This is a genomic window from Sphingomonas echinoides (assembly GCF_029623395.1).
Lineage (GTDB): Bacteria > Pseudomonadota > Alphaproteobacteria > Sphingomonadales > Sphingomonadaceae > Sphingomonas > Sphingomonas echinoides_A.
In genome coordinates this window covers 180,959-204,103 of sequence record NZ_JAPYKK010000001.1, presented here as the reverse complement: position 1 = coordinate 204,103, position 23,145 = coordinate 180,959, and the positions used below count along the sequence as shown (strand labels likewise).

Here is a 23,145-nt window from a genome sequence, read left to right as displayed (position 1 = left end):
GAAAAATCGACACCATTTCAAGCGTGTGGCGTTTGGCTGGTCCGATCAGCGCGTCGGGGCGGCGGCAAAGGCGGCTGCGACCGCGTCGCGCATCGGCTTTGGCCGGAAGGTGGAATCGTACAGCGTCGGGCGCCGGGTCGCCTTGTTCTTGCGCGGTTCGAACCCCTCGATCCAGCTGTACCGGTCGCACAGGCCCCAGCTCACCACGTCGCGCACCGCGGGGTAGCTCAACGTCACGTCGAGATAGCCGCGCGTGAAATCCGCGACGGCGCGGTCGCGGGGCGTGATCTCGGCGGGCAGGTTGTTGTCGCGGACGTCGAGTTCGGTCAGCACCAGGGCATAGCCCATCTGCGTTACCGCATCGAGAAATGCCCGCCAGTCGCGCTCGAGCCGCGTGACGCTCGCCTTGGCATCGAGGCCCTGGGTCATCAGGTGCGATTGGACGCCGAGCGCATCGACCGGAATGCCGCGTCGCTTGAACCCCTCGAGCAGCTTGAGCACGCCCGTGCGGTGCGCGGCGTTCCCGGGCTCCCAGCTCATATAATCGTTATACACCAGCTCGGCCTTGGGCGCCGCGGCGCGGGCGGTGGTATAGGCGAGGTCGAGCGTCGCCTCCGCCCCGCCGATCGCGCGGGACAGGCTCGTTTCGTACAATTGCCCGTCCTCCGGGCGAACCGCTTCGTTGACCACGTCATAGCTCGCGATCCGTGTCTTGTAGCGTCCGAGGACGGTCTCGATATGCGTGGTCAGCACGCGTTCGCCGTCGCGGTGCGGTGTCGCGCCGAAGTCGTAGCTGTTGAGCCACTTGGGAAACCATTTGGACTGGTGCCACAGCAGATTGTGGCCGCGCGTCACCATGCCCTGGCGTTCGCCCCAGGCGAGGATCGCGTCGAACCGTTCGAAGGCGAAGGTCGTCGGCGTCGGTCGCACCGCCTGCCATTTCAGTTCGTTTTCGGAAACGATGACCCCGCATTCCGCCGCAACCAGACGCGCATAGGGCGGGTTGGCGATCGACCCGCGATCCGCGCCGGCCGCCGACCAGTTGATCGCGGAGCCGAACCGCAACCCCTTGCGCCGCGCCAGCGCATCGAGCGAGGTCGCAGACCGTGTCGCCGCCCGTGTAGTCGCCGGGAGCGATGCCGCCGCGGTACCGAGGACGGCGGCAAGCGTGATGTCGCGACGTGTGAAACCGCGCATGCGATCCCCTCCTTTATCGTTGATATCGTTACCTTCGATCGTGGGGGAGGGGTCGTCAAGAACAGTATTCCGGAGCCTTGACGGTCAGACACCACCCGGCAGTGGCGCGGCCGGATCGACCAGACCAGCGCCGCGCAGATCCTGCCAGAACGGCGCGGGGATCACTTCCGTCAGCGCTGCGCGATCCTCGGCGATCCGGCTCGGGCGACTGGCCCCGGGGATGACCGCGGCGACCGCCGGGTTCGCGAGCGGGAACTGCAGCCCTGCCGCCTTCATGCTCACGCCATGCCGGTCGGCGATCGCCTTGATCCGCGCCACCTTGTCCAGGATCGCCGGCGTGGCGGGCGCATATTCGAAGTTGGGACCGCCGACGAGCACGCCCGAACTGTACGGACCGCCGACGATGACGCCCAGCCCGCGCTCGGCGACCGTCGGCAGGACGCGCTGGAGCGCCCGCGAATGATCGAGCAGGGTGTAGCGCCCAGCGAGCAGGAAAGCATCCGGGCGCGGCGCCTTCAAGTCGAGCACGGTTTCGATCGGCTCGCACAGGTTGACGCCAAGACCCCAGGCCTTGATCACGCCCTCGTCGCGCAGACGGTCGAGCGCCCGGAACGCCCCCGTGCGGGCTTCCTCGAACCGTGCGATCCAGGCGTCGCCCCAGAAATCGCGCGCGAGGTCGTGGACGAAGACGATGTCGACATGGTCGGTCCGCAAGCGCTCGAGACTACCCTCGATCGAGCGCAGCGTCGCATCGTGCGAATAGTCGTTGACGACGGTGTTGGCGCGCCCGTGTGCGAAGACGCCGGCCTTCTCGCCCTGTTGCCGCGCGCTGACGTCTTCGACCGCGTCGAGGATCACGCGGCCGACCTTGGTGCTGATGACATATTGGTCGCGCGGCTTGCCGGCGAGCGCTTCGCCCATCCGCAATTCGGCAAGGCCCGCGCCGTAGAAGGGGGCGTTGTCATAGTAGCGGATACCATCGTCCCACGCCGCCTGGACGGTCGCCACCGCCTCTTCGTCCGGGATATCGCGGAACATGTTGCCGAGCGGCGCGGCACCGAAGCCGAGCGTGTCGGGGAGAACATCCTTGAGCGCCATGATCCATGTCCTTTCAGCCAGTCCGTAGCGCTGGCGCGCAAGGGCTGCTCGGGTTGGGGAAGGCTTGGATGTATGCGTCGCGTGGGCTTCTGCAACCGGTAGCGTGGCACGCCCGCCCGGCAGGTTTTCGTTTCGATTCCGTTCCTTTTGAATCGATGAGCCGATCGGATCCGACCTTGACCAACTTGGTTTTGAGGTGGAACATAATAGGAACAAACCGAGTCTGTACCCAATGTCCGCCGCCCCCGATTCCCTTGCGCCCAGAATAGAACAGCTGCGGACGATCGCCACGCCGGTGACCGACTATCGCGTCCTGCCGTTCGGGGTGGAGGCGATCGATCGCCGGCTTGCGGCGGGCGGGTTGCGCGCCGGCGCCTTGCACGAGGCCACCGCGCGCAGCGGTTCGATGGCGGACGATGGCGCCGCGACGCTGTTCCTCGCCGGGATCGCCGCGCGCGAGGCGGCGAGCACCGGAGGCCCCGTTTTGTGGGCAACCTGCCGCTGCGATCTGTACGCGCCGGGGCTCGCGCAGGCGGGGCTGTCCTCCGCCAGCGTCCTCTACGCGCAACCCGCGGACGATGCGGCGCTGCTCGCGGTGATCGAGGATGCGGTGCGCGACGGAACGCCGTCCGCGATCGTCGCGGAGGCGCGCAAGGTCTCGATGGTCGCCACCCGCCGCCTGCAACTCGTCGCGGCGGAGGCGGACATGCCGGTGCTGCTGCTGCGCCGCCGCCGCGCACGCGACCAGGACCCGTTTGCCGAGCCGTCCGCGGCGTGGACGCGCTGGCGGATCGGTTCCGCCCCTTCGGCCCGGCTCGATGTCGCGGGCGTCGGGCGCGCGCGCTGGTCGCTCGACCTCGCGCGGCAGCGTGGCGGCGAATCCTTTTCCCTGATTGTGGAGGGCAGCGATGAGACGGGTCGTCTCGCTGTTCCTGCCGAACTTGGCCATCGAGCGGCTGAGACGGTTGGAACGGCCCGCCATGCGGCTGCCTGAACGCGCGGTCCTGCTCGCGCCGGTCGATGACGATCCGGGGGATTGCTCCGCACCACGGCGCGGCGGGTGGCGACCCGGCGCGCGCTGGGCCCGCCAGGATACGCCGTCGCATGGCGACGTGGCGGCGCAGATCGCGGCGCTCCCGACGCATGCCCAGCCCCCGATGCGCGAACTCGGGCGGCGATCCGAAGCGGCGAGCCATCCGTACAAGGCTGGCGTGCCGGCACGGCGTATCATCGCATCGGTGCCCCAGCCGATCGAACAGGCGCCACTCGCGCTGGTCGGCAAGGTCGGGCGGCGCGAGGAGGTGGTCTCCGCCTGCGTCGGGGCACGCGCGCTCGGCATCCATCCCGGAATGGCCGCCACCCATGCGCGCGCGCTCGTGTCCGATCTCGATTTTCGTCCCGCCGAACCCGCGGCGGATGCCGCGCTGCTCGACCGGCTCGCGCTGCTGGCGGTGCGGCGCTGGTCGCCGATTGCGGCGGTGACGCCGACCGACGGGCTGTGGATCGACCTTGCGGGCTGCGACCATCTGCACGGCGGGGAGGAGCGGTTCTGCGCGCGCCTCATCGCTTTCTGTCGCCGCGCCGGCTTTACCGCGCGCGTCGCGGTCGCGGATACGGCGGGGGCCGCGCATGCGCTCGCCCGCTTCGGCCGGGACGAGCTGACTCGAATCGAACCGCGCGCCACCGCCGAAGCGATCGCCCCCTTGCCGGTCGCGGCGCTGCGCCTGGCGCCGTCCGCGCTCGCGGCCGCGCGCAAGTTCGGGTTCGAGCGGATCGCGGACCTGTTGCCGGTCGCGCGCGGACCGCTGGCGCGCAGGCTTGGCCTCGCGGCGATCACGCGGCTGGATCAGGCACTTGGCGCGGTCGCCGAGCCGATTACCCCGCGCGAGGATGCGCAGGTCCCGGTGGTCGAGCGACGCCTGCTCGAGCCGATCGGCACGGCGGAGGCGATCGAGCAGGTGATGCACGATTTGCTCGACGATCTGGCGGTGGTGCTCCAGGCGCGCGGGCTTGGCGCGCGATCGCTGCGGCTGACCGGTCTGCGCGTCGACGGCGGCGAACAGGTCGTGGCGGTCGGCACCTCGCGCCCGACGCGCGAGGTGTCGCACCTGTTGCGGCTGTTCAAGCTCAGGATCGAACGGATCGATCCGGGGATGGGCCTCGAACACTTCCGCCTGGTGGCATCGCATACCGAGCCGCTCGACGCGGTCGATCTGGGGGCGGTGCTTGCCGGGGAGACGCTGGTGCGCGACCCGGCGCGGCTGGTCGACGTGATCGCGGGGCGGATCGGCGTGCGCTCGGTCTTCAGGATCGCGCCGGTCGAAAGCCATGTGCCCGAGCGTGCGGTCGTCCACTCCGATCCGAACGAGCGGCCCGGCAACTGGCCCGCGTGGCAACGCCCGATCCGCCTGTTCGCACGGCCCGAACCGCTGTTGCATGTGATGGCGCTGCTGCCGGACCAGCCGCCGCGGCGGTTCGAATGGCGCGGCAAGACGTACACCGTCGTGGCAGGCGATGGCCCCGAGCGCGTCCACGGCGAATGGTGGCGGCGGGATGCGGAAGTGTGGGCCGTCCGCGACTATTACCGCGTCGAGGATGAAGAAGGCGGGCGCTACTGGCTGTTCCGTCGCGGCGACGGCTTCGAAGAGGACACCGGGGACTTGTCCTGGTGGATTCACGGGCTGTTCGGATGACCGCCTATGTCGAGCTTCAGGTGCTCACCCACTTTTCGCTGCTCCGCGGCGCGTCCGCGCCCGACGAGCTGTTCGCGGCAGCAGCAATGCTCGGCTATCCGGCGCTTGGAGTCAGCGACATCGGCACCGTTGCTGGCGTCGTGCGCGCCTGGGAAGCGCAGAAGGCGACCGGTGTCCGGTCGATCGCGGGCACGCGCGTCGACTTGTCCTGCGGCCGGAGTCTGTTGTTGTACCCGACCGACCGGCCCGCCTGGTCGCGGATCACGCGCCTGCTGACCACCGGCAAGAAGCGCGCGGGCAAGGGGAAATGTCTGCTCCACTGGGCCGATCTTGCCCCCTGGTCGGATGGCGTGATCGCCATCCTGCTGCCGCGCGAGGCGGATTCGGAGAATCTTGCCGCGCTTGCGGACCTCAAGGCGGTGTTCGGGCGGCGCGGCTATATGGCGCTGTTCCAGCGGCGGCGTCCGGGGGATGCGGTGCGGATCGACGCGCTGGCGCGCCAGGCGGGGGAAGCGGGAGTGCGCGCGGTCGTGACCGGCGACGTCCTCTATCACGCCCCCGAAGCGCGGCTGTTGCAGGACGTGGTGACCGCGGTGCGGGAGAAATGCACCGTCGACGAACTGGGCTATCGCCGCGAGGTCAACGCGGATCGCGCGCTCAAGGCCCCGGAGGAGATGGTGCGGCGTTTCCGCGCCTATCCCGATGCGCTGCGCGCGAGCGTCGACATCGCGCGGCTCTGCACCTTCGATCTCGGCGAGCTCGCCTACCAATATCCGCACGAACGGCTGATCGACGGCCTGACCGCGCAGGAGGCGCTCCAGAAACTGGCGAGCGATGCGGTCGACCGGATGTTCGATGGCGCCGTGCCCGCTGCCTATACCGACCAGATCGCGCACGAAATGCGGCTGATCGGCGAGCTGGGCTACGCGCCGTACTTCCTCACCGTCTATGCGATCGTCCGCGAGGCGCGGCGGCGCGGGATCCTGTGCCAGGGGCGGGGGTCCGCGGCCAATTCCTGTGTCTGCTTCGTGCTCGGCGTCACCTCGATCGACCCGATCAAGCACGAGCTGCTGTTCGAACGCTTCGTCTCGGCCGAGCGTCGCGAACCGCCCGATATCGACGTCGATTTCGAACATGAGCGGCGCGAAGAGATCATCCAGTGGATCTACCAGACCTATGGCCGCGACCGTTCGGCGCTGACCGCGGTCGTCACGCGCTACCGCGCACGCGGCGCGGTCCGCGACGTCGGCAAGGCGCTCGGCCTGCCCGAAGATCTAACGTCCTCGCTGGCTGGGCTGGTATGGGGCTGGTCGGCCGAAGGCGTGGGCGACAAGCATGTCGCGGAGCTCAACCTCGACATGGCGGATCGCCGGTTGCGCCTGACGCTCGAGCTCGCGCGCAAGCTGATCGGGGTGCCGCGCCACATGAGCCAGCATCCCGGCGGGTTCGTCCTGACGCACGATCGCCTCGACGAACTGGTCCCGATCGAACCCGCCGCGATGGAGGATCGCCAGATCATCGAGTGGGACAAGGACGATATCGATGCGCTGAAGTTCATGAAGGTCGACGTGCTCGGCCTCGGCATGCTCGGCTGCCTCAACCGCGCGTTCAACATGCTCGCGGCGGACAAGGGGCTGCGCGTCGGGCTGGCGGACTTGCAGGACGACGATCCCGCCGTTTTCGCGATGATCGCGAAGGCCGACACGCTCGGCACCTTCCAGATCGAATCGCGCGCGCAGATGTCGATGCTGCCGCGGATGAAGCCCAAGAAATTCTACGACCTGGTGATTCAGGTCGCGATCGTGCGGCCTGGGCCGATCCAGGGCGACATGGTCCACCCGTATCTGCGGCGGCGCGAGGGGCTGGAGAAACCCGAATATCCGCGCCCCGAGCTCAAGGCCGTGCTGGAAAAGACGCTCGGCGTCCCGCTGTTCCAGGAACAGGCGATGAAGGTGGCGATCGTCGGCGCCGGGTTCACCGCGGCCGAGGCGGATCAGTTGCGCCGCGCGATGGCGACCTTCAAGTTCACCGGCGGCGTCAGCCACTTCAGCGTCAAGCTGATCGAGGGCATGGTCGAGCGCGGCTATCCCCGCGAATTCGCCGAACGGACGTTCCGCCAGCTCGAGGGCTTTGGCTCGTACGGCTTTCCCGAGAGCCACGCCGCGTCGTTCGCCAAGATTTCCTACGCATCCTCGTGGATGAAGCATCATCATCCCGACGTGTTCTGCGCCGCGCTGATGAACGCGCAGCCGATGGGTTTCTATGCGCCAGCGCAGATCGTCCGCGACGCCCGCGAGCACGGCGTCGAGGTTCGCCCGCCCTGCGTCAACGCGAGCCGCTGGGACTGTACGCTGGAGCAAGGCGGCGGGCGGTATCTGGCGGTCCGGCTCGGGTTGCGGCAGATCCGTGGCCTGTCCAACGCCGACGGCGCCAGGATCGTGGCGGCGCGCAGCACTGCCGCGTTCGAGGCGGTCGAGGACGTGTGGCGGCGATCCGGGGTCCAGCGCGCGGCGATCGAGAAACTGGCGGACGGCGACGCGTTTCACACCTTCGGCACCGATCGCCGCCAGGGTCTGTGGAAAGTGCGCGGGCTGGGCGAGGCACCGCTGCCGCTGTTCGCCGCAGCCGACCGCGCCGCCGAGACTGCCAGCGCGGAAGGGGGCGAGCCCGACGTCGCGCTACGTCCGCTGACCGACGGGCGCGAAGTGATCGAGGATTATCGCGCGCTCCAGCTATCGCTGCGCGCGCATCCGCTGACTTTCGTGCGCGACGATCTTTCCCGGCGCGGCGTCACGCGCTGCGCGGATCTCGCCACGATCCGCGACGGGCGGCACGTCGAGGTCGCCGGGATCATCCTCGTCCGCCAGAAACCGGGCAGCGCCAAGGGCGTGCTGTTCATCACGATCGAGGACGAGACCGGAATCGCCAACGGAATCCTGTGGCCCGACCGGTTCGAGAAGCAACGCCGGACGGTGATGACCGCTGCGATGGTCGGCTTGAAGGGGCGCGTGCAGAAGGAAGGCGAGGTGATCCATGTCATTTGCGACCGGATCATCGATCATGGCGATTTGCTCCACCGCGTCGGGGAAATGTCCTTCCACCACGTCACCGGGCGCGGCGACGGCGCGCGGCATGCGGGGTCGCCCGATCGCGGCGATGCGGGGTGGAGCCCCGGACCGCGCAATTGCTACTGGCCGCCGCATGCCGACGGGATGGACCCGGAAGAGGTCGTGCGGTTCAAGTCGCACGACTTCCATTGACGGTCGCGCCTCCCATGTCGGGTTCAGTCCGCCACGCGGATCTCGATCGGGGGAAGCCCGGCGATCGTGCCGCGCATCCCCTCGCCGCGCGCAACCGGACCGACGCCTGCGGGGGTGCCCGTAAAGATCAAATCGCCGCCCGCCAGCGTCACATAGGTCGACAGGCTCGCGATGATCTCCTCGATCGTCCAGATCATGTCGGACAGGCTGCCGCGTTGCCGCACCGCACCGTCGACCGAAAGCGCGATCTCCGCCGCCGCGTCCGGGCGCGTGGTGACGAGCGGACCGACCGGCGCCGACCGGTCGAACCCCTTCGCCATGTCCCACGGGCGCCCCGCCTTCTTCGCTTCCGCCTGAAGGTCGCGCCGCGTCAGGTCGATCCCGACGCCGTAGCCGAAGATCTTTGAAGCCGCGTCCTCGATCGCGATGGCGCTGCCGCCCGCGCCGAGCGCGAGCACGAGTTCGACTTCGTGATGAAGCTCCGCCGTCCGGTTCGGGAGGGGCAGCACGCTCCCGCTGTCGATTACGGCGTCGCCCGGCTTGGTGAAAAAGAACGGCGCTTCGCGCGTAGGGTCGCCCCCCATTTCGCGCGCATGGTCGGCATAATTCCGACCCACGCAAAAGATCCGGCGGACCGGGAAGCGCGCGTCGGTGCCGGCGATCGCGATCGAGGGCATGTGAACCGTGGGCAGGGGGAGCATTACGGCAAATCCTATGCGTGTTTCCAGTGCAGCAGCGCGGCTAGACCGCCACGTCGCCGTGGATCGAGGGATGCGGATCGTAGCCCGTCACTTCGAAATCATCGATCGTGTATCCATCGATCGAATCGGCTTTCCGCACCAGTCTCATCGTCGGCATGGCCCGGGGTTCGCGCGCCAGCTGGGCGCGGACCTGATCGTGATGGTTGTTGTAGATGTGGACGTCGCCCCCCATCCAGACGAGCTCCCCGGGCTCCAGGCCCGCTTGCTGCGCGAGCATCAGCAGCAACGCCGCGCCCCCGGTGAAATTGAACGGCGCCCCCAGGAACAGATCGCACGACCGCTGGAAGATCAGGCAGTTCAGCGCACCGCGCGAACTGACGTGGAATTGATACACCATATGGCACGGCGGCAGCGCCATGCCGGAAATCTCCGCCACGTTCCACGCGTGGAACAGCATCCGGCGGCTCGACGGATTGGTCCTGAGCGTTTCGATCAGCGTCGCGATCTGATCATGTTCCTGCCCGTCCGACCCCAGCCAGCGCCGCCATTGCTTGCCGTACACCGGGCCCAGATCCCCCCAGCGCGCCGCGAACCCGTCGTCTTCAACGATCCGCTGCTCGAACGCCGCCTGCTCGATCGGATCGCCCGTCTCGCGGCGGTAGCTGGCGAGCGGCCAGTCGGACCAGATCCGGACATTGTCGCGCAGCAGCGGCTGGATGTTGGTGCCGCCGGTCAGGAACCACAGCATCTCGCGGACCGCGGTCTTCCAATAGACGCGTTTGGTGGTGAGGATCGGCACCTGTCCGCCCGACAGATCGAACCGCACCATCGCGCCGAAGACGGAGCGGGTGCCCACGCCCGTGCGATCCACGCGTTCGTCGCCCCGATCGAGCACGGTCTCGAGCAGGTCGAGATACTGATATTCCGGGTGTCGCATGTCCTGCCTCATTGTCGTGTCGCCGGTCGCCCGTCGGTCCTTTCCGGACGACCTAGCATCTTTCGCGCGAGCGGCCATCGCCGGTTTTTGAGGGGGCCCTCGCTCCGGAACGGATATGGCTCGGCTGGGCGGATGCGGCGGCGCGGCGTCTAGATCGGGGATGATCGCATGTCCGCCTGACAGTGAGGGAGGCTCGGTCGCCGCTGCGCTGCGGCGGCTCGACCGCCACTTCGCCCCGCTTGCCCGCGCGACGCAGGAGGTTGCGATCCTTGCCTATCTTGATCCGGAATGGAGGGTTCTCGGCATGCGGCACGTCGCTGCGGGGGGTGCTGCCTCGCTGGCGCTATCGCTGCGCACCGTGGTGGCGGACGCGATCGCCTTCGATGCCGTGGCCGTCGCAATGGCGCATAACCATCCAAGCGGCGATCCGACGCCAAGCGCCGCAGATTACCAGATCACGCGCCGGCTGGCGGTGACGCTCGACGCGATCGGGGTGCGGCTGGTCGAGCATGTCGTGCTCGCGCGCGGCGGGTGCGACCGGTTCCGCGCGCGCGGGTTGCTATAGCAGGGTCAGGGCATCCGGCACGGTTTGATCGACGCCGGCTCCGGGCGCGGTCCCTGCGGGCGGAAGGTCGCCAGATAGCCGCCCGCCGACGGCATGTCGTAGGTCCCGACCTGAACATAGCCCACCGCGGCGAATTCGCACCGCAGCAATGCCGGCGGGGTGCCATGATCCTGCGTCCGGCGGTCGGCATCGACCACCACCACCAGCCCGTCGGGGCGCAGCGACGGGCGCAGCCGCCACAGGAATTCGTAGGGCTGCTCGATCTCGTGATACATATGGACCATCACCACGCGGTCGAAACTCGCGTCGGGCAGCTTCGGGTCGTTCACCGCGCCAAGCCGCACGCTGACCGATTCGAGCCGTTCGCGCGCGACGCGGAGCGCAAGGCTGTCGCGCACCGCGGGAATGATGTCCTCCGCCAGCACGCGACCCTCCTTGCCGACGCGCGCGGCGAGGCGGATCGTGTAATAGCCTTCGCCCGCGCCGATGTCGGCCACGGTCATCCCGCGCCGGATCCCGGCCTTGGCCATCACCTCGCTCGCTTCGTTGAGCCGGTCCCGTTCCTCTTCGGTCGACCAGCGCGACGAGACGACCGGCGCGACCGGACGGTCGGGGGCGGGGAAGGGGCCGGCCTTCTCGGTCCGGTCCGGAACACGCGCCGGGCCGCCATCGCACGCGGAGACGAGCATGAAGGCGGCGAGGGCGGCGCGGCGGAGCGATCCACGCTGGCCGATCACCCCGACATACGCCGGGGCGGCACCGCCTAGGAAACCCGAAATGCGCCGTTCCCCCACTATTCGACGTCCTCGACCTCTACCGTCTCGCCAGTGACGCGCTGCGACAGCGCCGCCGCCATGAACGCATCGAGATCGCCGTCGAGCACGTCCGACGGGCTCGACGAGGTGACGCCAGTCCGCAGGTCCTTCACCATCTGGTACGGCTGAAGCACGTAGGAGCGGATCTGGTGCCCCCAGCCGATGTCGGTCTTGCCCGCATTCTCGGCATTGGCGGCGGCTTCGCGGATCGCCAGCTCGCGCTCGTAGAGACGCGCGCGGAGCTGGTTATAGGCTTCCGCCTTGTTCTTGTGCTGCGACCGCTGGTTCTGGCACTGCACCACGATCCCGGTCGGGATGTGCGTGATGCGCACCGCCGAATCGGTCGTGTTGATGTGCTGCCCGCCCGCGCCCGACGCGCGGTACGTGTCGATGCGCAGGTCGCTCTCGTTATACTCGACCTCGATATTGTCATCGACGACCGGATAGACCCACACGCTCGCGAACGAGGTGTGGCGGCGGGCGGCGCTGTCATACGGGCTGATCCGGACGAGGCGATGGACCCCGCTCTCGGTCTTGGCATAGCCGTATGCGTTCTCGCCCTTGAGCAGCAGCGTCGCGGACTTGATCCCGGCCTGCTCGCCCGAATGCTGGTCGATCAGCTCGACCTTGAGCCCGTGGCGTTCGCCCCAGCGCGAGTACATGCGGCTGAGCATCCCCGCCCAGTCCTGGCTTTCGGTCCCGCCCGCGCCGGCATTGACTTCGATATAGGTATCGTTGCCATCGGCTTCGCCCGCGAGCAGCGCCTTGACCTTGTCGGTGTCCGCCCGGCGCGCAAGATCGGCGAGCGCGGCAACGCCTTCGCTCTCCATCTCGGTATCGCCTTCGGCTTCGGCCATTTCGATCAGCTCTGCGGTATCGTTAAGTTCGCTCTCGATCGCGCGCGTCGCGGTGATCGCCTCATCAAGACGCCGCCGCTCGCGCATAACCGCCTGCGCGGCCTTGGGATCGTTCCACAAGGCCTGGTCCTCGACGCGCGCGTTGAGCTCGTCGAGCCGCCGCAGCGCGCGGTCCCAGTCGAGGAACCGGCGGAGCAGCGCGAGCGCGTCCTTGATCGAGTCGATATGAGCCTGCGCTTCAGCGCGCATCGGAAAACCTTCCAGAAAACAGCGTTTCGTCATTCCCGCGGAAGCGGGAACCCATGATTTCGACCGTAAGACGGGCATGGATCCCCGCCAATGCGGGGACGACGTATATGGGCCGGGGGTGGTGCTAGTAAATACCACCCTGTCTTTGCAAGAAATCGCTGTCGCGCCGCGTGTCCTTCTGCGCCTCGGCCGCGGCGCGCGCTTTCGCCGCGGCAGCGGCGGCAGCGACGGGGTCGGGAACGGTCGCGTCGCGGTGGATCACGCGGCGCGGTTCGCTCTCGGGCTTGAACGCTTCCCAGATGACGGGGGCCTTGGGGTCGTCGGTCGGCCACGCACCGAACACCGGACGCCCGCTGCCGCGATCGATCCGCACCATGCGGATCCCGGCAGGCGCGCGGAACGGAATCTTGGGCAGGCCCTCATACGCCTTGACCGCGAACGCCTTGAAGATCGGCGCCGCGACCGTGCCGCCCTGCGCCGCGCCGCCGAGCGAATGCGGCTGATCGTAGCCGATATACAGCCCGCCGATCATCTGCGGGGTGCCGCCGATGAACCACACGTCGGTCGGCCCCGAATTGGTCCCGGTCTTGCCGAACATCGGCCGGTCGAGATCGCGCAGCACGGTCGCGGTGCCGCGCTGGATCACGCCCTCGGCGATGTGGATCATCTGATACGCGCTCATCGCGCTGACGATCTGCTTCCCCCGCACGACCGGGCGCGGCATCGCCTTGCCGTTCCAGTTGGGCGCGTTGCACCGATCGCACGCGCGCCAGTTCTCGGGCCAGATTACCTTGCCATGCCGGTCCTGGACGAAATCGACCAGCGAGGACGGATGCGACTGCCCCTGGTTGGCGAGGATCGCATAGGCGTTGACCATCCGCGACACCGTCGTCTCGCCCGCACCAAGCGCATAGGAAAGGTAGGGCGGATATTTGCCGACGCCGATCCGGTCCATCAGCGACACGATCCGCGGCATTCCGGTGGTCGCCGCAGTGCGCACCGTCATCAGGTTGCGCGATTGTTCGACGCCCCAGCGCATCGTGTGCGGCCCGGCACCACGCATGTTGCCGAAGTTGCGGAAGCACTTCTGGCCCAGCCGCGCGCCCTGATAGACGCAGAACGGCCCGTCGACGATGATCGAGGCGGGGGTCATCCCGCCCTCCAGCGCGGCGGCATAGACGATCGGCTTGATCGTCGAGCCCGGCTGGCGCTGCGCCTGGGTGGCGCGGTTGAACGCCTGCAAACGTGAATCGAATCCGCCCTGCATTGCCAGCACGCGGCCGGTCTGCGGTTCCTCGACCACGAACGCGCCCGAAATCTTGGGCACCGACCGCAGCGCGAAGCTGCCGCCCTCGGGCGCGACCGCGATCAGGTCGCCGACCTTGAGCGCGGCATAAGCGGTGCCGCCCCCGCCCCGCACCGGCATCTGCGCGGCGGACCGCGGCATCGTGCCCGTCTCACCGTTGGCGAACCCGAGCGTCGCCGCGCTGGTATCGAGCGCGATCACGATCGCGGCGCGCCAGTCGTCGTAATCGACCCCGATGTTCTTGTTGAGGAACGCGCTCTGCCACGCGTCGCCGTCGATCTCGGCATGATCGAGCCGCCCGGACCAGCCACGTCCGCGATCGAACCGGAGCAGGCCTTCACGCAGCGCGGTCTGCGCATAATCCTGCATCTTGGGGTCGAGCGAGGTGCGCACCCACAGCCCGCCGGCATAGACGCTGTACGGCCCGGTGAGCGCGTCTTCGCCGAATTTGCCCATCAACTGGCGGCGGACTTCCTCGACGAAATAGCCTGCGCCCGCGGTTTCGCGCTTGGGGGTCTGGCGCGGAACCGTGCCGAGCGGCTCCGCCAGCGCGCTGTCATGCTGGCTCTGCGTGATGAACCCGTTCTTGAGCATCTCGCGCAGCACATACGCGCGCCGGTCGAGCGCGCGCTGGGTGTGGCGGACCGGATCGTAATTGGACGGACCCTTGGGCAGGATCGCCAGATACGCCATCTGCGCAAGGTCGAGATTGTTCAGATCCTTGCCGAAATAGGCATAGCTCGCCGCCGCCACGCCAAAGGCGTTCCGCCCCAGCGCAATCTGGTTGAGGTACAGCTCCAGGATCTGCTTCTTGGTCAGCGCGCCTTCGATCCGGTACGCGAGGATCGCTTCCTTGATCTTGCGGCTGTAATTGGGCGCGTTGCCGATCAGCAAGTTCTTGGCGACCTGTTGCGTGATGGTCGACGCGCCCGCCGGACGACGGCCAGTGCTGAGGTTGCGGAACGCGGCGCCCGCGATCCCGAGATAGTCGACCCCGTGATGTTCGAAGAACGACTTGTCCTCGGCGGCAAGGAACGCCTTCACCAGCATCGGCGGATATTCGGCGTAGCTCAGTTCGACCCGTCGTTCGCGCGCATAGGTGTAGATCGGCGTACCGTCGTTCCCGCGGACGTTGCTCGGCAAGGGCGGCTCGTAGGTGCGCAGCTTTTCGACCGCGGGCAAGTCGGACGCGAAGACATACCAGCCCACGCCTGCGCCGATGACGGCAAGACCTGCCAGAATCGCGAGCGTCTTGACCCACCAGCGTTTCCAGGCGCGCCGAAGAAAGCCTTCTGAGCTCCCTTCTTCCCGACGAATACGGAATGTCACGGTGGAGTCGGGCTCGGCCATAAGTCACGAGGCTCTAGCAACTTTCGCGTCTCTTGCCAGCCGCCTTATCCCGCGCAGCCCGATACCCGTCGCATCGCGGGGGTCTGCGTACGTCGTTCAGCGGTTTGCCATGCGCCGCGCGAAGTGGATTTCGACGGCGCGCGCGACGCTTTCCGCGATCCGCTGGCGACCGTCCTCGCTGTCGATGAACTCGGCGTCAGCCGGGTTGGAGATATAGCCGGTTTCGAACAGCACCGACGGCATGTCGGGCGCCTTCAATACCATCAGCGATGCCATCCGGTGGAAATTGGGCTTGAGCGGTACCCGGTCGCGCGCCTCGCGGCCGAGCAGCCGCGCGAACCCCGCCGACGCGTTCATCGTCTCGCGCTGGGTCAGGTCGATCAGGATCGAGGAGATGTCGGCGTTGGTCGACGCGAGGTTGACGCCCGCGATGATGTCGGACTTGTTCTCGCGCGCGGCGAGGCGGGCGGACTCGCGGTCGGAGGCGACCTCGGACAGCGTGTACACCGACGCCCCCGTCGCCGCGCCCGAGCCGACGCTGTCGCAATGGATCGAGATGAACAGCGCTCCCCCCAGCCGCCGCGCGATCCCGTAGCGTTCGCGCAGGATCAGGAAGCGGTCATCCTCGCGCGTCAACGCGACCCGGACGCGCCCGGCGCGGACCAGTTCGTCGCGGATCGCGCGCGCGATCTTGAGCGTCACGTCCTTTTCGCGCCGCCCGTCGATCGGCGAGATCGCGCCGGGATCCACGCCCCCGTGCCCCGCATCGATCACGACCAGCGGACGACGCTCGTCCTCGCCATAAATCCGCGGCAGCCTCCCGCGACGCTGCGGTCCTGGCCGGGAGAGGGCCGCGGCGGATCGGCGGGTCGCGGGCATTTTCGGCATCGTGGTCTTGATCGCGGTGGCCGGAACACGATCTGTCTCTTGCGCGGTTGCTTCGGCAATCGCGGGCGCCGTCCCCAGGCTGATCGTTGCCACGCAGAAACCGGCGGCAAACGTGCCACGAACGGCGCGATAAGGGCTGCCAGCGGGTGCAAACCTGGCACGGATCGACGCAAACATGGCAGAAAACACCTGCACCAAGCGCACTACGCACACCTTCCCGGATCCCCCGACGACCATTTCGCGGGTGATAGCGCACAAACGTTAACGTGTCGTCCAACCATAGAATTACCCGATATCGTCGCTAAACGTGCCGGTTGCTGCGCGCGCAGGTCGGTGCTAGGCAATAACCAGTACCTGATCGTTACCCAAGTAACGGATGCGACAGGTCCACTCGGCCGCCCCGGTGTTCTCTGGCCGCGGCCTATCCAGGTTGACGTTCGCATGATGCATGGTTCCCGTTTCTCGTTTCCCCCGGTTGCTACCGGCGGGAACGCGACTGCGCGGGATGCCCAGGGCCGGAAGGCCGGGCATGCAGAGCGAACAGAGGCGATTTTAGCAACCCACCGCGCGAGCGAAACCGGCGGCGTTACCGCCCCTCGCTCCGCGTACCTTTATTTCGCGCGGCTAGCGCCATGGCGCAGCCGGCCGCGTGTCCGGAGATATTTACATGACCACGCGTATGCTGATCGACGCACGGCACCGGGAAGAAACCCGTGTTGCCGTCGTCAAGGGAAACCGGATCGAAGAGTTTGATTTCGAATCCGCTGAGCGCAAGCAGCTCAAGGGGAACATCTATCTGGCCAAGGTGACGCGCGTCGAGCCGTCGCTCCAGGCCGCGTTCATCGATTACGGTGGCAACCGCCACGGCTTCCTCGCTTTCAGCGAAATCCACCCCGATTACTACCAGATCCCCAAGGAGGATCGCGACGCGCTCCTGCGCGAAGAGGCCGAGCATGCTGCTGAAGAAGCAGCCTTGCGCGCCCAGCAGGACGCCGAGGACGATCTGGAAGCCGACGACGAAGGCTTCGAGCCCGACGAGGATGCGATCGAGCGGTTCGAGGATGATGGCGAGCACGACGCGGACGAGATCGTCCCCGATCGCGAAGTCGCGTCCGAAGGCGAAAACCCCGGTGAAGGCCGCGGCCGTCGCCGTCGCAAGCGCTCGGCATCGGACGATGCCGCCGACGATCTGCGCGAGCGTCGCACCAATTTGCGCCATCGCTACAAGATCCAGGACGTCATCCGTCGCCGCCAGGTGCTGCTCGTCCAGGTCGTCAAGGAAGAGCGCGGCAACAAGGGTGCTGCGCTGACGACCTATCTGTCGCTCGCCGGTCGCTATTGCGTGCTGATGCCCAACACGTCGCACGGCGGCGGGATCAGCCGCAAGATTTCGAACGCGGGCGATCGCAAGCGTCTGAAGTCGATCATGGCGGACATGAAGCTGCCCCCGTCGATGGGCTGCATCGTGCGGACCGCAGGGCTCCAGCGCACGCGCCAGGAGATCAAGCGCGACTTCGATTATCTCGCCCGGCTGTGGGACGGGATCCGCGAGGCGACGCTGTCCTCGTCCGCGCCGGCGCTCGTGTACGGCGATAGCGACCTGATGAAGCGCGCGATCCGCGACATCTACAATCGCGAGATCGACGAAGTCATCGTCGAGGGCACCGAAGGCTATCAGCACGCCAAGGATTTCATGCGGTTGCTGATGCCGAGCCATGCACGCAAGGTGAAGCATTACAGCGACCCCGTGCCGCTGTTCCAGCGCGCGGGCGTCGAGGAGCAGCTCTCCGCGATGTATCACCCGGTGGTGCAGCTCAAGTCGGGCGGCTATCTGGTCATCAACCCGACCGAGGCGCTGGTGTCGATCGACATTAACTCGGGTCGTTCGACCCGCGAGCATTCGATCGAGCAGACCGCGACCGCGACCAACCTCGAGGCCGCTGCCGAGATCGCGCGCCAGTTGCGCCTGCGCGATATGGCGGGTCTCGTCGTGATCGACTTCATCGACATGGATAACGGCTCGAACGTCCGCAAGGTCGAGAAGGCGATGAAGGAAGCGCTCAAGAACGATCGCGCACGCATTCAGATCGGTCGCATCTCGTCGTTCGGCCTGATGGAAATGAGCCGCCAGCGCCTGCGCACCGGCGTGCTCGAGGCATCGACCCGTCCGTGCCCGCATTGCGAGGGCTCGGGCTTTGTCCGTACCGCTTCGTCGTCGGGCCTGTCGGCGCTGCGTCTGCTCGAGGACGAAGCCGCGCAAGGTCGCGGATCGCAGCTGTTGCTCCGCGCGAGCCAGGAAGCGGCCTTCTACCTGCTCAACCGCAAGCGCGCCGAACTCGCCGAGATCGAGGAACGCTACGGCGTGATGATCGAAGTCTCGCCCGACGGCGAGCAGGAAGGCGCGCGTATGTCGGTCGAGGTCTCCGGACCGCCGCCCGCCTACACGCCGCGCTTCGATGCGCCGATCGAGGACATCGAAGAGGACATCGCCGACGAGGAGTATGAGGACGAGGTCGACGACGTCGTCGAGGAAGAGGAAGAGCCCAAGGCGGCGCGCGAACCGCGCGAGCGTCCGGAGCGGACCGAGCGGGCGGGCGACGACGAGGGTGGTTCGCGCCGCCGCCGCCGCCGTCGCGGGCGTCGCGGTCGCAATCGTCCCGAGGGGGAGGGCGAGGTCGAGGGTTCGCCCGACGGCGAAGCCATGGCGGACACCGACGAGGATCGCGGCGACGCGGTGTCGGAAGCGTCCGATGTCGCCGAGCTGCTCGGTGCCGACATCATGCCCGAGTCCGATGGTGACGAAACGGCTGCGAGCGCCGAAGGCGATGCCGCGGCAGGTGAGGGCGGCAAGCGCCGTCGCGGTCGTCGCGGTCGTCGCGGCGGTCGTCGTGCAGAGGGCGAGCAGGCTGCGGTCGAGCCGTCGAGCGATGCCGCTGCTGAGGAAGCCCAGCCGGTCGAAGTTGCTGCGGAATTGCCCGCGGTCGACGTCGAGACGATGGTTGCGCTGACTGAGGCGGAAGCACCGGCTGAGCCTGTGCTCGAGGAAGAGGCGCCCAAGAAGGGCCGTCGTCGTCCGAAGGCCCGCAAGCCCGACGCTGACGCCAAGCCCGCAGCCAAGGCTGCAGCGGTCGAAGCGCCGGTCGCCGAGACCCCGGTGGTCGAGGCTCCCGCCGTCGACGCCGAGGCCGATGCCAAGCCGAAGCGCCGTCGCACCAAGAAGGCCGTCGCCCCCGAGGCTCCCGCGGAAGCCGTCGTCGAAGCGCCGGTCGCGACCGTCGCCGAGGAAGCGCCTGCCAAGCCCAAGCGCACGCGGCGTCCCAAGGCGAAGGCCGAAGTCGTTGCCGAAGCACCAGTCGCGGACAGCGCCCCGGCGATTGACCCGGTCGTAGCGGTCGAATCGACCCCGGCGATCGAGCCTGCCCCGGAAGCCACCGCGCCCGCCGCGGACAGCGACCGTGCAGCGCCGGCCCCCGCGCCGACCGCGATCGATCCCGATCCGGGCGAAGCCGGCACGCCGCGTCGCGGTTGGTGGCAGCGCACGTTCGGCGCGTGACTCTGACCCCGCGTCCTCCGGCATCGTGCCGGGGGACGCGGGGGCTTCCCAGCGAGTCGGCGACGACACGCTGCTGATATTGCACCGTTCCGGTCCGCCGCGGTTTTGCCTGAGGGGCGTCTCGCGCCGAACGCGTGCCGCATGCGGCGACAGGCCAACCTCCCGCGCCAATCTCCCTGCTCGCATTGCATCTTAAGCATGACCGCTTCGCGTGGAGCGATTTGCACGGTTGAGAGTTTCACCCCCGCAACGACCCAGACGGTTGCCCGGCTCGGTGTGCTCGTTTTCATGTTCAAGGATAAGACAATCGCTATCGAACGGCAGCGCGTGGAAAATGGCGGACTTATTGTCTTCCTCGTCTTGATCACCATCGCGCTGGGGCTGGTCGTGACCAGCTTTCTGGGCGCGTTGCTCTGGGCGACGCTGGCGGCGATCCTGTTCCAGCCGTTGTTCCAGCGGCTGCTCGCCCGCTGGCCAGACCGGCGCAACCGAGCGGCGCTTGTCGCGCTGCTGATCATCACGGTGGCGGTGATCATCCCGGCGTTGATCGTGGGCAGCATGATTATTGATCAGGCTGCCGGCGTTTATGGTCAGTTCCGCGCCGGAAAGATCAATGTCGCGTCCTATTTCGAGCAGGTTCACGACGCTTTGCCGCAGCGTTTGCAGCAGATGCTCGACAGCAGCGGGTTTGGCAGCTTCGAACGGGCGCAAGCGCAGATATCGGAAGCGGTCTCCAACAGTGCAAGCATGCTGGCGGGGCGCGCGTTCTCGATCGGCGCGAACGCCGCGGCATTCCTGCTGGCGTTCGGTGTCGGGCTTTATGTCACCTTCTTCCTGCTGCGCGACGGCGAGCGGCTTGGCCCGGCGGTCATGCGCGCGCTGCCGCTCGAACGGGACGTGGCACAGCGGTTGACCGACAAGTTCGTGGCGGTCGCGCGCGCGACGATCAAGGGGTCGGTCGTCGTGGCGCTGGTGCAGGGCGCGCTCGGCGCGATCACCTTCTGGATCGTCGGGCTACCCGCGGCGCTGCTGTGGGGCGTGTTGATGGCGATCGCCGCCTTGCTGCCCGCGATCGGGCCGGCGATCATCTGGGGTCCGGTCGCGATCTATCTGTTCGCGACGGGTGCGATCTGGCAGGCCTGCGTGGTCATCGTGTCCGGGGTGGTGGTGATCGGCCTCGTCGACAACATCCTGCGGCCGATCCTCGTCGGGCGCGACACCGGCATTCCGGACTGGCTGGTCCTGGTGACGACGCTGGGCGGGATCGAACTGGTCGGGCTGAGCGGGATCGTCGTCGGCCCGATCGTCGGCGCGCTGTTCCTGACCGGATGGAGCGTCCTGACCGAGAAGCGGCTGGGTGCCGACGCAGCGGGTAAACCGTAACGCCATCGCGCCGGGCGGCTTGTGCGCTGGCCCGGCACGCCCTGGCTTCACCCGCCGTTCAGCCCGCTGCGCGCAGTGCCGCCACGGTTGCCGGCACGCGCAAACTCGGGGATAGGAGAAGCATGAAGCGGTACATCGCGGGACTCGCGGCCTCCCTCCTGCTCCTCGCGCAACCGGCAACAGCACAGTCGATCCTGCGCGATGCCGAGACCGAAGCGATGTTCAACGACATGGCGCTGCCGCTGGTCAAGGCGGCGGGATTGTCGCCCGCGGCGGTCAAGGTCGTCCTGATCAACGATGATTCGGTCAACGCCTTCACCGCGGGCGGGCAGACGATCTATGTCCATTCGGGGCTGATCCAAGCCGCCGACAACGCCAACCAGGTCCAGGGCGTGATCGCGCACGAGCTCGGCCACGTCGCCGATGGGCATGTCGTGCTGATGGACGGCGGCGCGCGCCCCGCGATGGGCATTTCGATCCTCAGCATGGTGCTCGGCGTTGCAGCGATCGCGGCGGGCGCGCCCGAGGCGGGGGCGGGAATCCTGTCGGCGGGCACTAGCGCGGCGCAGGGCAAGTTCCTCGCCTATACGCGCGTCCAGGAATCGACCGCCGATGCGACCGGCGCGAAATTTCTCCGCGAATCCGGGATTAGCGGGAAGGGCATGCTGACCTTCTTCAAGAAATTGCAGAACGAGGAATATGCCTACGGGCTCAACAACATCGACCCGTTCGCGCAGAGCCACCCGCTGTCGGGCGAACGCATCGCCAACCTGACAGCCGACGTCCAGGCCTCGCCCGCGTACAACAACCGGCCCGATCCCGGGCTCGAGGAACGCTTCAAGCGCGTGAAGGCCAAGCTGATGGGCTATGTCGCCGACCCCAAGGCGACGCTGAACAAATATCCCGAGCAGGACCAGAGCGTCTATGCGCATTATGCGCGGGCGTACGCCTGGCATAAATCGGGCTATCCGCAGAAGGCCGATGCGGAGGCCGCTGCGCTCATCAAGACCGCGCCGCACGACCCGTATTTTCTCGAGATCCAGGGCCAGATCCTGCTCGAGGCGGGCAAGCCGAGCGAGGCGCTTGCGCCGCTGCGCGAGGCGACAGACCTGTCGCGCAACAGCCCGCTGATCGCGACCACCTTCGGCCACGCGCTGATCGCGACCGAGGACAAGGCGAATTATCCCGAGGCGATCAAGGTGTTGCGTCAGGCGGTCGCGCGTGACGACGACAATCCGTTCGCCTGGTATCAACTCGGCACCGTCTACGAGGCGTCGGGCGACCAGACCCGCGCGCTGCTCGCGACCGCCGAGCAGGCGAGCCTGACCGGCGATCAGCGCACCGCCGCCTATAGCGCGCGTGGCGCGATGGCGGGCCTTCCGCCCAATTCGACCGACTGGATCCGCGCGCAAGACATTGCCATGGCCGCGCAGAACGAGATGTCGGACAACCCCAAGAAATATAAGAAAAGACGCTGATGCGCCCTTATGCAGGTTCCTTCGCGGTGGCGTTCGTCGCCGCCATCCTCGGCGCGGCGACGTTTTGGGCGCTCGCCCGGTTCGTCCCCGCAAACTCGCCCGATGCAGCACGGACCGAGCAGGTGGTGCACGATTATCTGCTGCGCCATCCCGAGATCATCCCGCAAGCGATGGACGCGTTGCGCGACCGCGCGCATGCCGACGTCATCTCGGCGAACCGCGACGCGATCCTGAAACCGTTCGGCAGCGCCTGGATGGGCAGCGCCAATCCCGACGTCACGTTGGTCGAATATTATGACTATAATTGCGGCTATTGCCGTGCCAGCCTCCCGACGATCGCGGCGCTGCTCAAAAGCGATCCAAAGCTCCGCGTGGTGTTCCGCGAATTCCCGGTGCTAAGCGACGCGAGCGTCGACGCAGCGCGCATGAGCCTTGCCGCCGCGCAGCAGGGCAAGTTCAAGGCATTCCACGACGCGCTCTACGCGGCGGGCCCGGTGTCGGGCGAGACGATCACCGCATCCGCCAATGCGGCGGGCGTCGACCTTGCCAAGGCGGCAGCGTTCGCTCCGCAGGCCGAGGAGCAGATCGCCTCCAACATGGGCATCGCACGGCAATTGGGGCTTACGGGGACGCCGAGCTGGGTGATCGGCAACAGCGTGGTGTCCTCCGCGCTGACGCTGGAAGCGTTGCAAAAGGCGGTCGCCGAAGCCCGCGCGGCGAAATAGCGACGGCGTATTGCCTGCCGCGCCAAGCCCCCGTTTCTGCTATGGTCATCGTATAAGCCATCGGTCAGGATGGCCACGCGAGGGGGCCGC

General features: G+C 67.6%; 15 protein-coding genes and 1 pseudogene. 8 read left to right on the top strand and 8 right to left on the bottom strand.

Going from position 1 to position 23,145, the window contains the following annotated elements; translation table 11 throughout:
- Positions 1 to 45: 45 nt before the first annotated feature.
- Positions 46 to 1,197: an endo-1,4-beta-xylanase gene (locus QBJ92_RS00780; protein ID WP_277967760.1), complete on the bottom strand. Its 1,152-nt coding sequence runs from the start codon at positions 1,195 to 1,197 to the stop codon at positions 46 to 48.
- A gap of 84 nt (positions 1,198 to 1,281) precedes the next feature.
- Entirely contained in the window at positions 1,282 to 2,295 is a 1,014-nt protein-coding gene (locus QBJ92_RS00775) for an aldo/keto reductase (RefSeq protein ID WP_277967759.1), read from the bottom strand.
- A gap of 232 nt (positions 2,296 to 2,527) precedes the next feature.
- Here QBJ92_RS00775 and QBJ92_RS00770 point away from each other — a divergent pair, with 232 nt between their 5' ends.
- The 3 genes from QBJ92_RS00770 (at position 2,528) to QBJ92_RS00760 (ending at position 8,248) form a co-directional block, all read left to right on the top strand.
- Complete coding sequence (locus QBJ92_RS00770; protein ID WP_277967758.1) at positions 2,528 to 3,289, top strand: ImuA family protein; 762 nt, start codon at positions 2,528 to 2,530, stop codon at positions 3,287 to 3,289.
- 163 nt (positions 3,290 to 3,452) lie between these two features.
- Entirely contained in the window at positions 3,453 to 4,988 is a 1,536-nt protein-coding gene (locus tag QBJ92_RS00765) for a DUF6504 family protein (RefSeq protein WP_431358350.1), read from the top strand.
- Complete coding sequence (locus tag QBJ92_RS00760) at positions 4,985 to 8,248, top strand: error-prone DNA polymerase (RefSeq protein WP_277967757.1); 3,264 nt, start codon at positions 4,985 to 4,987, stop codon at positions 8,246 to 8,248. Before QBJ92_RS00765 ends, QBJ92_RS00760 begins: the two co-directional genes overlap by 4 nt.
- 23 nt (positions 8,249 to 8,271) lie before the next feature.
- Here QBJ92_RS00760 and QBJ92_RS00755 read toward each other — a convergent pair whose 3' ends face one another.
- Both QBJ92_RS00755 and QBJ92_RS00750 read right to left on the bottom strand, forming a co-directional pair.
- Positions 8,272 to 8,949, bottom strand: a complete 678-nt coding sequence (locus QBJ92_RS00755) for a fumarylacetoacetate hydrolase family protein (protein ID WP_277967756.1) — start codon at positions 8,947 to 8,949, stop codon at positions 8,272 to 8,274.
- A 40-nt stretch (positions 8,950 to 8,989) separates the two neighbouring features.
- A complete protein-coding gene (locus QBJ92_RS00750) occupies positions 8,990 to 9,886 on the bottom strand; it encodes a thymidylate synthase (RefSeq protein ID WP_277967755.1) in 897 nt (298 codons plus the stop codon).
- Between the two features lie 160 nt (positions 9,887 to 10,046).
- Between QBJ92_RS00750 and QBJ92_RS00745 the strand changes: the two genes are divergently transcribed.
- A complete protein-coding gene (locus tag QBJ92_RS00745) occupies positions 10,047 to 10,451 on the top strand; it encodes a JAB domain-containing protein (protein WP_277967754.1) in 405 nt (134 codons plus the stop codon).
- 5 nt (positions 10,452 to 10,456) lie between these two features.
- Here the strand turns inward: QBJ92_RS00745 and QBJ92_RS00740 are convergent, their stop codons facing one another.
- The 4 genes and pseudogenes from QBJ92_RS00740 to QBJ92_RS00725 form a co-directional block, all read right to left on the bottom strand.
- Positions 10,457 to 11,140, bottom strand: a complete 684-nt coding sequence (locus tag QBJ92_RS00740; RefSeq protein WP_277967957.1) for a class I SAM-dependent methyltransferase — start codon at positions 11,138 to 11,140, stop codon at positions 10,457 to 10,459.
- A gap of 104 nt (positions 11,141 to 11,244) precedes the next feature.
- Positions 11,245 to 12,372: a peptide chain release factor 2 gene (prfB, locus tag QBJ92_RS00735; protein WP_029623721.1), complete on the bottom strand. Its 1,128-nt coding sequence runs from the start codon at positions 12,370 to 12,372 to the stop codon at positions 11,245 to 11,247.
- Positions 12,373 to 12,496: 124 nt separating this feature from the next.
- On the bottom strand, positions 12,497 to 15,028 hold the full coding sequence (locus QBJ92_RS00730) for a penicillin-binding protein 1A (RefSeq protein WP_277967753.1): 2,532 nt from the start codon (positions 15,026 to 15,028) through the stop codon (positions 12,497 to 12,499).
- A 96-nt stretch (positions 15,029 to 15,124) separates the two neighbouring features.
- Positions 15,125 to 15,850: pseudogene (locus QBJ92_RS00725) on the bottom strand (N-acetylmuramoyl-L-alanine amidase family protein); the annotation flags it as partial.
- A 733-nt stretch (positions 15,851 to 16,583) separates the two neighbouring features.
- Here QBJ92_RS00725 and QBJ92_RS00720 point away from each other — a divergent pair.
- The 4 genes from QBJ92_RS00720 (at position 16,584) to QBJ92_RS00705 (ending at position 23,055) form a co-directional block, all read left to right on the top strand.
- Entirely contained in the window at positions 16,584 to 19,469 is a 2,886-nt protein-coding gene (locus tag QBJ92_RS00720) for a ribonuclease E/G (protein ID WP_277967752.1), read from the top strand.
- A gap of 288 nt (positions 19,470 to 19,757) precedes the next feature.
- Positions 19,758 to 20,852, top strand: a complete 1,095-nt coding sequence (locus tag QBJ92_RS00715) for an AI-2E family transporter (RefSeq protein WP_277967955.1) — start codon at positions 19,758 to 19,760, stop codon at positions 20,850 to 20,852.
- Positions 20,853 to 20,974: 122 nt separating this feature from the next.
- Complete coding sequence (locus QBJ92_RS00710; protein WP_277967751.1) at positions 20,975 to 22,330, top strand: M48 family metalloprotease; 1,356 nt, start codon at positions 20,975 to 20,977, stop codon at positions 22,328 to 22,330.
- Positions 22,330 to 23,055, top strand: a complete 726-nt coding sequence (locus tag QBJ92_RS00705; protein WP_277967750.1) for a DsbA family protein — start codon at positions 22,330 to 22,332, stop codon at positions 23,053 to 23,055. The genes QBJ92_RS00710 and QBJ92_RS00705 overlap by 1 nt, the downstream gene beginning before the upstream one ends.
- The last annotated feature ends 90 nt before the right edge of the window (positions 23,056 to 23,145 follow it).